Annotated in this window: 10 protein-coding genes and 1 pseudogene; 8 read left to right on the plus strand and 3 right to left on the minus strand. The window is 72.2% G+C overall.

The window, feature by feature from the left end:
- The first annotated feature begins 248 nt into the window (after positions 1-248).
- From AC1VWI_RS31555 to AC1VWI_RS31570, 4 genes are all read left to right on the plus strand, one after another.
- Positions 249-2,903, plus strand: coding sequence for a Pls/PosA family non-ribosomal peptide synthetase (locus AC1VWI_RS31555; protein ID WP_499514380.1), 2,655 nt, complete (start codon positions 249-251; stop codon positions 2,901-2,903).
- 145 nt (positions 2,904-3,048) lie between these two features.
- Complete coding sequence (locus AC1VWI_RS31560) at positions 3,049-5,526, plus strand: ATP-dependent Clp protease ATP-binding subunit (RefSeq protein ID WP_499514381.1); 2,478 nt, start codon at positions 3,049-3,051, stop codon at positions 5,524-5,526.
- 93 nt (positions 5,527-5,619) lie between these two features.
- Positions 5,620-6,039 carry an SHOCT domain-containing protein gene (locus AC1VWI_RS31565; protein ID WP_499514382.1) on the plus strand — a complete coding sequence of 140 codons (420 nt, stop codon included), beginning with the start codon at positions 5,620-5,622 and terminating at the stop codon, positions 6,037-6,039.
- Between the two features lie 61 nt (positions 6,040-6,100).
- Positions 6,101-6,712, plus strand: a complete 612-nt coding sequence (locus AC1VWI_RS31570) for an HdeD family acid-resistance protein (RefSeq protein ID WP_499514383.1) — start codon at positions 6,101-6,103, stop codon at positions 6,710-6,712.
- Here AC1VWI_RS31570 and AC1VWI_RS31575 read toward each other — a convergent pair whose 3' ends face one another.
- The 3 genes from AC1VWI_RS31575 to AC1VWI_RS31585 form a co-directional block, all read right to left on the minus strand.
- Positions 6,713-9,019 carry a SpoIIE family protein phosphatase gene (locus AC1VWI_RS31575; RefSeq protein ID WP_499514384.1) on the minus strand — a complete coding sequence of 769 codons (2,307 nt, stop codon included), beginning with the start codon at positions 9,017-9,019 and terminating at the stop codon, positions 6,713-6,715.
- A gap of 92 nt (positions 9,020-9,111) precedes the next feature.
- Positions 9,112-10,332 carry a PP2C family protein-serine/threonine phosphatase gene (locus tag AC1VWI_RS31580; RefSeq protein ID WP_499514385.1) on the minus strand — a complete coding sequence of 407 codons (1,221 nt, stop codon included), beginning with the start codon at positions 10,330-10,332 and terminating at the stop codon, positions 9,112-9,114.
- Positions 10,333-10,525: 193 nt separating this feature from the next.
- Positions 10,526-11,107, minus strand: coding sequence for a TMEM165/GDT1 family protein (locus tag AC1VWI_RS31585; RefSeq protein WP_499514386.1), 582 nt, complete (start codon positions 11,105-11,107; stop codon positions 10,526-10,528).
- A 339-nt stretch (positions 11,108-11,446) separates the two neighbouring features.
- Here AC1VWI_RS31585 and AC1VWI_RS31590 point away from each other — a divergent pair, with 339 nt between their 5' ends.
- From AC1VWI_RS31590 to recX, 4 genes and pseudogenes are all read left to right on the plus strand, one after another.
- Complete coding sequence (locus AC1VWI_RS31590; protein WP_499514387.1) at positions 11,447-11,641, plus strand: DUF3046 domain-containing protein; 195 nt, start codon at positions 11,447-11,449, stop codon at positions 11,639-11,641.
- Positions 11,642-11,662: 21 nt separating this feature from the next.
- Positions 11,663-12,961: an AI-2E family transporter gene (locus AC1VWI_RS31595; protein WP_499514388.1), complete on the plus strand. Its 1,299-nt coding sequence runs from the start codon at positions 11,663-11,665 to the stop codon at positions 12,959-12,961.
- 247 nt (positions 12,962-13,208) lie between these two features.
- Positions 13,209-14,345, plus strand: coding sequence for a recombinase RecA (gene recA / locus AC1VWI_RS31600; protein ID WP_499514389.1), 1,137 nt, complete (start codon positions 13,209-13,211; stop codon positions 14,343-14,345).
- Positions 14,237-14,944 (plus strand): annotated as a pseudogene (recX, locus tag AC1VWI_RS31605) (recombination regulator RecX); the annotation flags it as partial. The gene recA and the pseudogene recX, both read left to right, overlap by 109 nt.
- Positions 14,945-15,009 lie beyond the last annotated feature (65 nt).

The following is a 15,009-nucleotide window of genomic DNA, read 5'->3' on the forward strand; positions in this document are numbered from 1 at the left end:
CGCGACGGTGGCCTGTCGCACGGGCCCACGGGTCAGGACGGGGGCCCGGGCGGCGGTTCCGCGGCGCGCGGCCGCCCTACGCACGGTGACCGCTCCGGCGGCCGCGGGCCCGGCGGTTGGCGCCCCGGCGCCGGACGTTCGAGACTGCAAGGAGACGACTTCTTCCCGTACGGCCGGACAGGCGCCCACGACCCCTCGTGGCAGCGGGCCGCTGGGACGCGGATGGTCGTAGACCCTCAGGGGATCACATGGTGGACAAATCAGCCGAAGCCAGTCGGCGCGATCAGGATGACGCTTCAGCCGCCGGGGGCGATCGTGCCGGTCCGCGGACCGGCACGGAAAGGATCCTCGCGGAGACCCTGGCCGGCGTCGTCCACGTCGAGCAGGTCCGCGTCGACAGCCACTTCTTCGAGGACCTGGGCGCCGACTCCCTGGTGATGGCCCACTTCTGCGCACGGCTGAGGAAACGGCCGGACGCGCCGTCGGTGTCGATGAAGGAGATCTACCGCAACCCCACCGTCCGCAGCCTGGCGGCGGCCCTCGAGGAGGCCGCACCGGCCGCCTCCGCCACGGCGCCCGCCCCCTCCGGCTCCGTACGCGCCTCCTCCGCGGACGGCGCGCCTGGCGCGCCCGGCGTGAACGGGTACACCGGCGCCGACCCGTCGCGCGCCGCGGTGCCACGGCCGGCGGTGGGGCCGCCCTCCGGCACCCCCCACTACGTGCTGTGCGCGACGCTGCAGCTCGCCTTCTTCGTGGCGTACTCCTTCGGGGCCGCGCTCGTCCTCACCAAGGGCGTGGACTGGATCGCCGGGGCCTCGGGCCTGGTCGACACCTACCTGCGGGCGATCACCTTCGGCAGCATGACCTTCGTCGCGGTGTGCGTGCTCCCGATCGTCGCCAAGTGGGTGCTCGTCGGCCGGTGGCGGCCCCGGCAGATCCGCATCTGGAGCCTGTCCTACCTGCGCTTCTGGTGCGTCAAGACCCTCATCCGGTCGGATCCGCTGGTGTTCTTCCACGGGTCGCCGCTGTACACGCTCTACCTGCGGGCACTCGGCGCGAAGATCGGGCGCCGGGTCACCGTCCTGTCGCGGCGCGTGCCGGTCTGCACCGACCTGCTCACCATCGGTGAGGACACGGTGATCCGCAAGGACGTGTTCTTCTCCTGTTACCGCGCCGAGTCCGGGGTGATCCGGACCGGCCCCGTCACGCTCGGCAGGGACGTGCTGGTCGGCGAGGTGACGGTGATCGACATCGACACGGTCATGGGCGACGGCACCCAGCTCGGGCACGCCTCCTCGCTCCACGCCGGCCAGCGCGTCCCCGACGGCGAGCACTGGCACGGGTCCCCCGCCCAGCCCGCCGAGGTCGACTACCGGGCCGTCGGCCCCGCCCGCTGCGGCACCGCGCGCAGGGCGGGCTACTCCCTGTCGCAACTGCTGGGAGCGGTCCTGGTCTACGTACCGCTGGCCGTCGCCGGCTCGGTGCTGCTGTTCGCCGCCGTGCCGCAGTTCGCCTCGCTCCTGGAGCCGGACCCCAGGGCGCTGACGACCTGGTCGTTCTACTCCGACGCCCTGGTCACCTCCGTCGCCCTGTTCTTCGGCGCGGTGGTGCTCGGCCTGCTGTTCACGGTGACGGTCCCGCGCGTGCTGAACCGCGCCGTCCGGCCGGACACGGTCTACCCCCTGTTCGGCTTCCGGTACGGGATGCACCGGACCATCGGCTTCCTGACCAACCGGCGTTTCTTCAAGACGCTGTTCGGCGACAGCTCGGCCATCGTCCACTACCTCGGCGGCCTGGGCTACCGGCTCTCCCACGTGGAGCAGACCGGGTCGAACTTCGGCACGATCATGAAGCAGGACAACCCGTTCCTCAGCGCCGTCGGCCGGGGGACGATGGTGGCCGACGGACTGTCGATCATCAACGCCGACTTCTCCAGCTCGTCCTTCTGCGTCTCCCGCGTCACCATCGGGCCGCACAACTTCGTCGGCAACTACGTCGCCTACCCGTCGCAGGGCAGGACGGGGGACAACTGCCTCCTGGCGACCAAGGTCATGGTCCCGGTGGACGGGAAGGTGCGGGAGGGCGTCGGCCTGCTGGGCTCGCCCAGTTTCGAGATCCCGCGGTCCGTCCTGCGCGACAGCAAGTTCGACCACCTCAAGGACGGCGAGACCTTCCGGCGGCGCCTGGCGGCCAAGAACAAGCACAACGTCTCCACCATGGCGCTGCACCTGCTCGCGCGGTGGGTGTTCTTCTTCTGGGTGGCGCTCGTGGTGTCGGTGGCCGCGGACCTCTACGACGCGCTCGGGGTGTCGGTGATCGCGCTCGCCAACATCCTCACGCTCGCCTTCACGGTCGCCGACATGGTGCTGTCCGAACGCATCGCCACCGGCTTCCGGGGGCTGCGGCCGCTGTACTGCTCGATCTACGAACGTCCCTTCTGGCGGCACGAGCGGTACTGGAAGGTCACGAGCGTGAGCGAGGCGATCATGTTCTTCAACGGCACCCCCTTCAAGAGCGTCATCTGGCGCTGGCTCGGCGTCCGGGTGGGCCGGCGGGTCTTCGACGACGGCTGCTACTTCCCGGAGCGTTCCCTGGTCGCCGTCGGGGACGAGTGCGTCCTCAACGAGGGCAGCCGCATCCAGTGCCACTCCCAGGAGGACGGCACCTTCAAGTCCGACCACAGCGCCCTCGGGGCCGGCTGCACGCTCGGCGTCGGCGCCCTCGTGCACTACGGGGTGACGATGGGCGACGAGGCGGTCCTCGCGCCCGACGCCTTCCTGATGAAGGGCGAGGAGATGCCGCCGGGGGCCCACTGGGCCGGCAACCCCGCCCGGGAGATGCCGGACGTGCTGCCGGTGCCCCCGGCGCACCGCGACGCCGCGACCGCCGCCCGGACCGGCTGAGCGGCGGCGCCGCGCCGCGTCCGGTGACCGGCCGGGACCCCCGGTGGCACGCGCGTCCGATCGGGCCAACACTGGTGGAGTACGGGCAAATCGACTACGGCGGGCGCCACTCAGCCGTTGTGGGCCCGCCGGACGGGTGGGCAAGGTGACGACTTCCCCCTTCGGGTCCGGCGACCCGTTCTCCGACCTCTTCAACCGCTTCTTCGGGATGAGTCCCGCGGCATCGCCGCCCGCGGTCCAGCGCGTCCCCATCGGGCGCCTGCTCAGCGACTCCTCGAACGAACTGCTGGCGGCCGCCGCGAGCCGGGCGGCCGCCGACGGCGCCGACCTGGACACCGAGCACCTGCTGTGGGCGGCCACCCGCGTACCGGCGGGCAGGCAGCTGCTGGAGCAGGCGGGTGTGGACCCCGACCGGCTGGCCGAGGACGTGGGCGCGATCCTGCCCTCGGGCACCGGCAGCGGGGAGCCCGCGCTGACCCCGGCCGCGAAACGCGCCCTGCTCGCCGCCCACGCGCGCTCCCAGGCCTCCGGCGCCTCCTACATCGGCCCGGAGCACATCCTCGCCGCGCTCGCGGACGACCCCCGTTCCGGCCTCGAGATGCGCTCCGAGGGCGCCGATCCCACGGCCCTCGCAGGCAAGGGCGGCGGCCCCCGGTCCGCGCCGACCGACACCCCGACCCTGGACGAGTACGGCCGGGACCTCACCGAGGAGGCACGCGCCGGACGGCTGGACCCGGTGATCGGCCGGGGCGAGGAGATCGAGCAGACCGTCGAAGTGCTGTCCCGGCGGACGAAGAACAACCCCGTGCTCATCGGCGACCCCGGCGTCGGCAAGACCGCCATCGTCGAGGGCCTCGCGCAGCGCGTCGTGGCCGGGGAGGTGCCCAGGACGCTCCGGGACCGCAGGGTGGTCGGCCTCGACCTGGCCGGACTCGTGGCCGGCTCCAAGTACCGGGGCGAGTTCGAGGAGCGCCTGAAGAAGGTGATCGACGAGGTCACCGCGGCGAAGAGCAGCGTCATCCTGTTCATCGACGAACTCCACACCGTCGTCGGCGCCGGGGCGGGCGGCGAGGGCGCCATGGACGCGGGGAACATCCTCAAACCCGCCCTGGCCCGCGGCGACCTGAGCGTGGTCGGCGCCACCACCATCGACGAGTACCGCAGGTACATCGAGAAGGACGCCGCCCTGGAGCGCCGCTTCCAGCCCGTGATGGTCCCCGAGCCCTCCGTCGACGAGACGGTCGAGATCCTGCGCGGGCTGCGCGACTCCTACGAGGCGCACCACCAGGTGCGTTACACCGACGAGGCACTGGACGCCGCGGCCGCCCTGTCCGACCGGTACGTCAGCGACCGCTTCCTGCCCGACAAGGCGATCGACCTCATGGACCAGGCCGGCGCCCGCGTGGGGCTGCGCTCCCTGGGCGGCCCGGGCCCGTCCGACGAGCTGGAGGAGCGCCTCACGAAACTCCGCCGCGAGAAGGACGAGGCCGTCAGCACCGAGGACTTCGAACGCGCCGGCGGTCTCAAGGAGCGGATTCGGGAGCTGGAGAACGAACGCGCCGCGGTCACCGCGGCACGGGAACAGCCCCCCGGCGTCACGGCCGAGGACATCGCCGAAGTGCTGTCCGCGCGCACCGGCATCCCCGTCTCCCAGCTGAACGAGACCGAACGCGACCGGCTGATGAAGCTGGAGGAGGACCTCCACCGGCGGGTGATCGGCCAGGACGAGGCGGTCGACGCCGTCGCCCAGGCCGTGCGCCGCGGCCGCGCCGGCATGGGCGACCCCGACCGGCCCACCGGCAGCTTCCTCTTCCTGGGACCGACCGGCGTCGGCAAGACGGAACTCGCCAAGGCGCTCGCCGAGCTGCTCTTCGGCGACCCCGAACGCATGATCCGCTTCGACATGAGCGAGTTCCAGGAGAAGCACACCGTCTCCCGGCTCGTCGGCTCCCCGCCCGGCTACGTCGGGTACGAGGAGGCCGGGCAGCTCACCGAGGCGGTGCGCCGCAAGCCGTACAGCGTCGTGCTGTTCGACGAGGTCGAGAAGGCCCACCCGGACGTCTTCAACCTGCTGCTGCAGGTGCTGGACGACGGGCGCCTCACCGACGCCCAGGGCCGCACGGTGGACTTCCGGAACACCGTGGTCATCATGACCAGCAACATCGCCTCCAAGCACATCCTCGACCACGAAGGGGCCGTCGACGACATCAGGGACGACCTGATGGCCGAGCTCCAGGCGCACTTCCGGCCCGAGTTCCTCAACCGCATCGACGAGATCATCGTCTTCCACGCGCTGACCCGGTCGGACCTCGTGCAGATCGTCGACCTCCTGCTGGAGCGCAGCCGCCGCAGGCTCCACGCCCAGCAGGTCGGCCTCGAGGTCACCCAGGCCGCCAAGGAGTGGCTGGCCGACCGGGGCTACCAACCGGAGTTCGGGGCGCGGCCGTTGCGCCGCACCATCCAGACCGAACTCGACAACAGGCTCTCCAACATGCTGCTCGACGGCACCCTCAACCCCGGGGACACGGTCGTCGCCGACGTCAAGGACGGGCAGCTGTCCCTCGGCCTCAAGGAGGGCGAACCGCGGGAGCCGGCCAAGGAGGCGGCGGCGTCGGACGGTTGACCCCGGCCCACCGCGCGGCTTCACGGGCGGGCATCCGCCACGGGCCGCGCCCTTCCCTGAACCACACGGGGCGGGCGCCAGGAGGAGACGGAAATGACCGGTCACATGTACCTGGCCTACGACTACCCGGTCCTGGGCGCGTTCTGGACGATGATGTGGATCTTCCTGTGGGTGATCTGGATCTTCCTCATCGTCCGCGTCGTGATGGACGTCTTCCGCGACGACACCATGAACGGATGGGCCAAGGCGGCATGGCTGCTCTTCGTGCTCGTCCTCCCCTTCGTCGGGATCCTCGCCTACCTCCTCTTCCGCGGCTCGGGCATGGGCAAGCGCGAGGCGGAGCAGGCGCGCACCCGCCAGAAGGCGTTCGACGACTACATCCGCGAGACCGCGGGCGGCGCCGGCACGGCGACGGGCGGGGTCGACGCGCTCGCCAAGCTCTCGGAGCTCAAGGCGAGGGGCGACCTGACCGAGGAGGAGTTCCAGCGCTTCAAGGAGAAGGTCCTGCACTGAGCCGTCCCAGCCCTTCGTCCCGCGGCGGTGTCCGCCGCCGCGGGCACCGCCGGGAGACACCATGAACGCACCGTACGGACACGCCACGCCGCAAGGGACGGCCGACCCCGACGAGGTGCTCGGCAAGCTGGGGGGCTCCTGGGGGTGGTCCCTCGGCTTCGGCCTCGCGACGCTCGTGGCGGGGGTGATCGTGCTCGTCTGGCCGGACGAGACGCTGCACGTGCTGGCGGTCGTCATCGGCCTGTACCTGCTGGTCACGGGGGTCTTCCACTTCGTCACGGCGTTCTCCCGCCGGGACGGCGGCAGCAGGGTGACGGCGGTGATCGTCGCGGTGGTCGCCGTGCTCGCGGGGGTGCTGTGCCTGCGGCACCCGCTGCAGACCGCCGCCGTGCTCTCCCTCGTCCTCGGTGCCTACTGGCTGGTGTCCGGCCTGCTCGTGGGCTTCATCGCCGTGGCGGGACGGGACATGCCGCACAGGGGCATGGCCTTCGCCGTGGCCGCGCTCGGCGTCGTCGCGGGGATCGTCGTGCTCGCCTTCCCCGTGCAGTCGGCGGTCGCGCTGGCCCGGCTGGTCGGGCTGTGGCTCCTCCTGCTCGGCCTGGCCGAGGTGGCGGCGGCGCTCGCGCTGCGCTCCCTCGCGAAACGGCCGGCGTCCGCGCCTCCGCACACGTGATCAGGGCCACGCGTCGTCGGCGGCGGCCCGCAGGGGCGGGACCGGGGTCTGCAGGGACTGCTCGGCCCAGATGGTCTTGCCCTCGCCGTGGTAGCGGGTGCCCCACTGGTCGGCGCAGCGGGAGATGATGAACAGGCCGCGCCCGCTCTCGTCCAGGGTGCGGGCGTGCTTCAAGTGCGGCGCGCTGGCTCCCGCGTCGCTGACCTCGCAGGTCAGCGTGGCGTCCAGCACGAGCCGCAGTTGCAGGGGCGGGGCCCCGTACCGCACCGCGTTGCCGACCAGTTCGCTGACGATCAGCTCCGTGGTGAAGGCCGTCTCCTCGTCGACCCCCCACTGCGCCAGCCGGCGCCGCGCCAGCGACCGCGCGATGGGCGCCGCCTCCGCGTCACTGGGCAGCGGGCAGGTCAGCACCCTGTCGCCGGGGAACCCCCGGGTGCGGGCGAGCAGCATGAGCAGGTCCCCGGGCTGGCTGCCGTTCCTGATGGCGTACGCGAAGGCGTCGCTCAGCTCCTGCAGCGGGCCCCGTCCGTACCGCTCCAGCAGGCCGTGCAGCGTTCCGGAGCGGGGGTGGAGCAGGTCCGTCAGCGGGGAGATGCCGAACAGCAGGGTGGTGTGCTCGGGGAGCGCGACCGTGGTGGCGGAGAAGGGGGTGTTGCTCGTCTCCGCCAGCAGCGGACCGGCAGAGACGGACAGCGACTCGATCGCGCCGTCGGGGAAGACGGCGATCGGCTGCGGGTGGCCCGCGAGGGCGATCGTGCAGGTGAGGTCGAGCGGGTCGTAGACGGCGATGACGCACTCCGCGGTCAGCGGCTCGCGGTGCAGGGGGTCCCCGGCGGGCAGCGCCGCCCGCTCCTCGGCCAGCCGGGTCGCCGTGTCGCTCAGCCGGGCCAGCAGTTCCTCGGGCTGCAGGTCGAGCGCGGCCAGGGAGTGGATCACCGTACGCAACTGCCCCATGGTGGTGGCGGCCTCGACGCCCCGGCCCTTGACGTCACCGGCGACCAGGGCCGTCCGCGCCCCGGGCAGCGGGATCACGTCGAACCACGCCCCTCCGCCCTCCATGCCCGGCAGGTGGAGGTGGGACGTCTCCAGCGCGATCCGCGGCGCCGGCCGCTGCGGCAGCAGCCGGCGCTGCACGGTCGCGGCGATGGTGCGCTCGCGGGTGAAGCGCCGGGCGTTCTCGATGCACAGCGCCGCGTGGGTGCACACGTCCAGCGCCAGCCTGACGTCCTCCTCGTCGAAGAGGTCCTCGCCGTCGTGCCGGTAGAAGCTGACCAGACCCAGCGCCTCACCGCGCACCGCCAGCGGCGCCACGATCAGGGAGTGCACGTTCTGCCGGCGGATCGCGTCGGCCCGCGCCGGGTCCGCCGCCAGCCACATGCTGTTCTCGTCCACCGGGATGAGCCGCGGCTGCAGATCGGCCAGCACGCGGGCGAACGGGGTGCCGTAGGGCAGGTGCCGGACGTCCCCCACGGGGTACGCCGAGATCTTCCCGCGGTAGGCGGCCCTGCGCAGCGGCACGTCGCGGTCGACGGGGACCAGCGGCGGCACCTCGCCGCGCACGACGTCCTCCACCACCTCCACCACCACGATCCCGGCGAACGCCGGGACCACCGCCTCCGCGAGCTCCTCGCAGACCGCGACCACGTCCAGCCGCTGCCCCACCCGCTCGCGCACCGCGTCCAGGACGGCCATCCGCCGGCGGCTCGTCTGCCGCTCGGTGACGTCGGAGGCCGCGGCCACCAGCCCCAGCACCTCGCCGTGCGGGCCCTCCAGACGGAAGACGGACGTGAGGTACATGCGCCGGTGCGGCCGGCCCTGGCCCAGTGCGCCGCGCACCAGGCGGTTCACCACCGGCTCCCCGGTCTCCAGCACCCGCCGGGCGACCTCCTCCTCCGTCACCGGGTCGTCCAGCTGGAACACCTCGCCGAAGTGCCGCCCCGGGCTCAGCTGGGCGTCGTGCAGCGCCCGCGTCGCGCTGTTCATCCGCACCAGGCGCAACTGGTCGTCGAGGACGTGCAGACCCACCGGGGCCTGCGAGAACATCACCTTCAGCAGCGCCATGTCCCGCACGCCGAGGGCGTCGCCGCCCGCGCGCACCTCCCACATCACGCAGGCACCGCACAGGAGCGGCCTGACCAGCAGCTCGCTGTGGCCGAGGGCGGATCCGGGCGCGCGGACGAGGTCGGCGACGGGCCGTCCCACGGCCCGGTCGGCGGGCAGGCCGAACACCTCCTCGGCCTTGGGCCGCCACTCGGCCACCCGCCCGTCCTCGTCGACGAGCAGGAGCACGTCACCGCCACCCGCCATCCGCACGCACCTCCCACCTCACCCTCTCCCACCCCACCAGCCCCCGCACCCTGGCGTTTCCCCACGGCGGAGGGTCCGCCGCCGCGACCGTGTCAGGAGGTGAGGAGCCGCTCATCGGACGGTGCGGGGGAGGGCGAGGGGAACCCGTCGCGGTACTGCACCGCGATCATGGCGATGTCGTCGTCGAGCTTGATGGCCCCGCCGCCCACATGCAGGGAGAGCCCGTCGAGCACGTGCTGGAGCAGTTCCTCCGGACGGGAGCCCGGCCAGTCGGCCACGTGGGCGCCCAGGTCGTAGAACTGGCCGTCGTCGTTGCGGGCCTCGATGGCGCCGTCGGTGTAGAGCAGCAGCGTCGCCTCACGGCCGAAGGGGAAGGTGTCGACGACGTAGTCCTCGGCGTTCAGGCTCCCCAGGCCGAGCGGGGGAGAGGGCACGGCCGGGGACAGCAGCAGGGTGTCGGACCGCTGCGCCATGTAGGGCGGGGGGTGCCCGCAGGTGACCATGTGGATCTCGGCGCAGCCGTCGGGGACCTCCAGGACCAGCGCGGTGATGAACCGTTCCACGGCGTCGCTGTCGGTGCGGCCGGTCTCCTCGAAGTGGCCGCGCACCGCGTGCTCCAGGTCCGCCACCAGCTCCGGGAGCGAGCCGAACCTGCGCGCGGCCCCCCGGAACGCCCCGAGCAGGGCCTCCGCGTCCTCGACCGCCGGCAGCCCCTTGCCCTTGACGTCCCCGATCAGGAAACGGACCCCCGCCGCGCTCCGGGCCACCGCGTACAGGTCCCCGCCGATCTGCGCGTACGGATGGGAGGCGTGGTACGTCGCCCGCACGAGCAACGGCCCGATGCGCGGGGGCAGCGGGCGCAGCAGGACGCGCTGGATGGTGTCGGACACGATCCGCACCTCCATCAGCTCCCGGACGCTGCGGTCCCGGATGCTGCGGGAGGCGATGACGAAGGCCGAGACGAGGAGGATCTCCAGCTGGTGGACGGCGGGGATGGAGGTGCCCAGCAGGTTGTCGTGGACGTCCAGCACGAAGGCGGCGACGCAGGACAGGGCGGCGCTCAGGGTCGTCGTCCCCGGCCCCGCCAGCACAGCCGTGGTGGCGGGGACCACCACCATCAGCGAGGCCAGGTGCTCGGTGGGCGGCAGTATGAAGCCGGTGACCATGATCGCGCCGATCATGAACAGGGCCAGCGCGAGCGGCCCGTGGCCCTGGGTCACCTGCGTCACCCAGGAGGGGCCGGGCCCTGAGCCCGGCGCGGCCGCCCGCCGTCCGGGCAGCCGCCGCAGGCGGTGCGTGAGACTGCCCTTCATCGCGGCTCCGGGTCCCTGACGGGGCCGGGGGCCGCGGCGCGAAGGTCGTCCTCCACCGCTGGCGCTCCCATACACCGAATGTACGCCCGGCAAACATCTCCGGTCATAACACCACTTAATGGCGGCATTCGGAAAAAGTGGACCGAGCGAGGAAGGAAGGCGGCGGTGCGCCCTCCCCGGAGGCCGGGGACCGTCAGCCCGTGAACGCCTCGACCAGGGTCCAGACGGCCAGACCCGCCATGCAGGCGCCGCCGATGCGCTGGACGGTCTTCAGCGGCACCTTCTTGGCGATGAACCGGCCCACCACCAGGGCCAGGGCGGAAACCGACATCAGGGCCGCGGCCGAGCCGACGGCCGTGGGCAGCCAGCCGTTGGTGGCGGCGAGGTTGGCGGTGGTGATCTGCGTGAGGTCGCCCCACTCGCCGATGAAGACGGCCATGAAGGCGGTGGAGTACACCGGCCAGAAACCGGTCACGGTCCTGCCGGCCTCGTCGTGGTCGTCGTCGCCCCCGCTGCGCAGCAGCATCACGGCGCCGAAGGCGAACAGGGCGGCGGAGACGAGCTTCACGGCCATGTTCGGCAGCATGCTGATCAGGCTGCCGGCGCCCACCGCGATGGCCACGTGCACGATGAAGGCGGTCGAGGTGCCGAACCAGACGTACAACGGGCGCATGCGTGTGCCCATCGCCAGTGAGGCGAACATCGTCTTGTCCGGGAGCTCGGCGAGGAAGATCAGCCCGAAGGCGGTGACGAGCGCCAGGGGGTCGAAGGTCATTCCGGTGCTTTCTGCTGGGGCCGGACCGCGGACTCGACGGCACCCAGGGGGCGACGGGAAGCGCCAACGGCCCGGCACGACGGTGCGGCCCGCACGGCGGTGCGGACCACGTCTTGCCTTGGCCGAAGGTCTCGTCCACCCCCGCACCCGGTGCGGCGGCCCGGTGGCCGGGACGTCCAGGACGTCCAGTGTGTCGACCAGCCGGTATTGCGGGACTACTCCCCTTCGCTGCAGCCCAGTGTACCCAACGCACGGATCGTCCCCGCCGGCCCGGCGGCGGACGTGCGCGCCCTTGTGCGACGCCCGCCCGTTCGGTCGGCGGCGCGGGATACTGGCCGCATGAAGCTGACGGTGTTCTGGGAACGGATGCGCACGCACTTCGGCGAGACGTACGCCGATTCCTTCGCGCGCGACCACGTGATGTCCGAGCTCGGCGGCCGGACCGTGCACCAGGCACTGGACGAGGGCTGGGAGACCAAGGACGTGTGGCGGGCGGTCTGCGCGGCCGTCGACGTTCCGGCCTCGCGCCGCTGATCACGGGGTGGGACTGGGGTCGTGGCGGGAAGCGACGAGACGATAGCCGGGGCGGCCGCGGGTCCGCGGACGCCGGGGGAGCCCGGGGACCCGGGACACGGAACGGGTGCCGGGGAGGGCGCGGGGGGTTCCGCGATGCCGCGGTGGCTGCCGAAGGCGATGCTGCTGGCGATCGCGCTGCTGGCCGCCTTCCAACTGGCGAACTGGGCGTTCCACCAGGTCATCGGGTTGCTGGTGAATATCCTGCTGGCCTTCTTCGGCGCCCTGGCGATCGAGCCGGCGGTGGACTGGATGGCCGCGCGCGGCATGCGCAGGGGGTGGGCGACCGGGCTGGTGTTCCTGGTCGTGCTCGCCGCGGGCGGGATCTTCGTGGTGCTGCTCGGTTCCCTGCTGGTGGACCAGATCACCTCGATCGGGCGCAATCTGCCGGAGTACGTCGACGACGTGGTCGTGTGGGTCAACCACACCTTCGGCACCGACCTGTCCGTCGGCAAGGTGCAGGAGAACGTGCTGCACTCCGACTGGCTGCGCACCTACGTGCAGCGGCAGGCGGGCAACGTGTGGGGGCTGTCGGCGACGGTCCTCGGCGGGGTCTTCCAGGTGCTGACGATCAGCCTGTTCACCTTCTACTTCGCCGCCGACGGGCCCCGGATACGCCGTGCCGTGTGCTCGGTGCTGCCGCCCGCCCGGCAGGCCGAGGTGCTGCGGGCCTGGGAGATCGCGGTGGCCAAGACCGGCGGCTACCTGTACTCGCGGGCGCTGATGGCGCTGATCTCGGCCGTCTCCCACTACGTGCTGTTCGTGATCATCGGGGTGCCGTACGCGCCGGCGCTGGCGGTCTGGGTCGGCGTGGTCTCGCAGTTCGTGCCGACGGTCGGCACGTACCTGGCGGGGGCGCTGCCGATGCTGATCGCGTTCACGCAGGACCCGTGGGACGCGGTGTGGGTGCTCGGCTTCGTCGTGGTCTACCAGCAGTTCGAGAACTACGTGCTGCAGCCGCGGATCACCGCGCGCACCGTCGACATCCACCCCGCGGTGGCCTTCGGGTCGGTGATCGCCGGCACGGCGCTGCTGGGGGCGGTGGGCGCGCTGGTGGCGATCCCGGCGACGGCGACGCTGCAGGGCTTCCTCGGGGCGTACGTGAAGCGGTACGCCGTCACGGACCCGCGGGCGCACGGGCCGCAGCGGCGGCCGCTGTTCCGGTTGCGGCCGCGCCGGACCGGCCGGGGGAGCGGGCCGGGCGACGGGCAGGGCGACGGGCAGGGCGCCGGTCCGGGCGACGGGCCGGGCGACGGACCGGAGGGGCCCGCGGGGGCGTGAGGGACCGGCGCGACGGCCGGAACGGGGCGGACGGGGCGGACGGCGGGGGCGACCGGGGTCCGGGAGTCGCTTGACACGAAAATCGAACATCCATTCTCATGGATGTCCCGGACCCGGTTTCCCAAGGGTTTTCACGGACTCCCGTGGGTTGTCCACAGGCCGGGGGCGGCGTCGGGACGCGTTGTCAGTGGCAGGCAGTAGCGTCATGGACGTGAAGCGAACGACTCAGACACCCAGGGTGGAACCCATGGCAGGAACCGACCGCGAGAAGGCGCTCGACGCCGCGCTCGCACAGATTGAACGGCAGTTCGGCAAGGGCGCCGTCATGCGTCTCGGCGACCGGCCGAACGAGCCCATCGAGGTCATCTCGACGGGATCCACCGCCCTGGACGTCGCCCTCGGCGTCGGCGGTCTCCCGCGCGGCCGCGTGGTGGAGGTCTACGGCCCGGAGTCCTCCGGCAAGACGACCCTGACCCTGCACGCGGTGGCCAACGCCCAGCGGGCCGGCGGCAAGGTCGCCTTCGTGGACGCCGAGCACGCCCTCGACCCCGACTACGCCAAGCGCCTCGGTGTGGACGTGGACTCCCTGCTGCTGTCCCAGCCGGACAACGGTGAGCAGGCCCTCGAGATCACCGACATGCTGATCCGTTCCGGTGCGCTGGACCTCATCGTGATCGACTCCGTGGCGGCCCTCGTGCCGCGGGCCGAGATCGAGGGCGAGATGGGCGACTCGCACGTGGGTCTGCAGGCCCGTCTGATGAGCCAGGCGCTGCGCAAGATCACCGGTGCGCTCAGCCAGTCCAAGACCACCGCGATCTTCATCAACCAGCTCCGCGAGAAGGTCGGCGTGATGTTCGGCTCGCCGGAGACCACCACCGGTGGCCGCGCGCTGAAGTTCTACGCCTCCGTGCGGCTGGACATCCGCCGCATCGAGACCCTCAAGGACGGCACCGACGCGGTCGGCAACCGCACCCGCGTCAAGGTCGTCAAGAACAAGGTCGCGCCGCCCTTCAAGCAGGCCGAGTTCGACATCCTCTACGGCCAGGGCATCAGCCGCGAGGGCGGCCTGATCGACATGGGCGTGGACCACGGCTTCATCCGCAAGTCCGGTGCCTGGTACACCTACGAGGGCGACCAGCTCGGCCAGGGCAAGGAGAACGCGCGCAACTTCCTGCGCGACAACCCCGACCTCGCCGACGAGATCGAGAAGAAGATCAAGGAGAAGCTCGGCATCGGCGTCCGGCCCGAGGCCTCGGGCGAGCAGCCCGGTGAGGACGCGGCCGCTCCCGCCGCGGTGGCCGACCCGGCCAAGGCGGACGCCGGCGCGACGGTCCCGGCGCCCAAGGCCGTCAAGGCGACCAAGGCCACGGCCGCCAAGGCCTGACGGTGGCATCCGGGCACAAAGATCGTGGCGGCTCTTCCTCTCCCTCCTCGCCCGCCGTGGGGCAGGAGGGGCCCAGGGCGGAGCAAGAGCGCCCGCTCGACCCCGTGGAGCAGGCGCGGGCGCTCTGCCTGCGCCTGCTCACCGGGACGCCGCGTACCCGCAAGCAGCTCGCCGACGCCATGCGCCGCCGCGAGATCCCGGAGGACGCGGCGGAGCACGTGCTGGAGCGGTTCGAGGACGTCGGGCTCATCGACGACCAGGCGTTCGCGAACGCCTGGGTGGAGTCCCGGCACCACGGCCGGGGCCTCGCCCGGCGTGCCCTGGCCCAGGAGCTGCGCACCCGGGGGGTGGACGCCGAGGCGATCGGCCAGGCCGTGGGGGGGCTCGACGCGGGGCAGGAGGAGGAGACCGCCCGCGCCCTCGTCGACCGCAAGCTCCGGGCCACCCGCGGCCTGGAGAAGGAGAAGCGGATCCGCCGGCTCGCCGGGATGCTCGCCCGCAAGGGGTACGCGGAAGGGCTCGCCCTGAGGGTGGTCCGCCGTGCTCTGGAGGAGGAGGGTGAGGACCCGGAGTCGCTGGAGCACTACCTGCCCGACTGAACCTCCGTTGAGGTTCCTTGACCGTGCCTCTGAGTCGACTTAGCCTCACAACCGGTGAGGGATCG

Source organism: Streptomyces sp. TOM-9, from assembly GCF_056858595.1.

Bases quoted from the DNA above. Each gene is read 5' to 3' on its own strand.
- AC1VWI_RS31580 (WP_499514385.1), bottom strand. From the start codon at position 10,332: ATGAAGGGCAGTCTCACGCACCGCCTGCGGCGGCTGCCCGGACGGCGG.
- AC1VWI_RS31565 (WP_499514382.1), top strand. From the start codon at position 5,620: ATGACCGGTCACATGTACCTGGCCTACGACTACCCGGTCCTGGGCGCG.
- AC1VWI_RS31590 (WP_499514387.1), top strand. From the start codon at position 11,447: ATGAAGCTGACGGTGTTCTGGGAACGGATGCGCACGCACTTCGGCGAG.
- recA (WP_499514389.1), top strand. From the start codon at position 13,209: ATGGCAGGAACCGACCGCGAGAAGGCGCTCGACGCCGCGCTCGCACAG.
- AC1VWI_RS31555 (WP_499514380.1), top strand. From the start codon at position 249: ATGGTGGACAAATCAGCCGAAGCCAGTCGGCGCGATCAGGATGACGCT.
- AC1VWI_RS31575 (WP_499514384.1), bottom strand. From the start codon at position 9,019: ATGGCGGGTGGCGGTGACGTGCTCCTGCTCGTCGACGAGGACGGGCGG.
- AC1VWI_RS31585 (WP_499514386.1), bottom strand. From the start codon at position 11,107: ATGACCTTCGACCCCCTGGCGCTCGTCACCGCCTTCGGGCTGATCTTC.
- AC1VWI_RS31570 (WP_499514383.1), top strand. From the start codon at position 6,101: ATGAACGCACCGTACGGACACGCCACGCCGCAAGGGACGGCCGACCCC.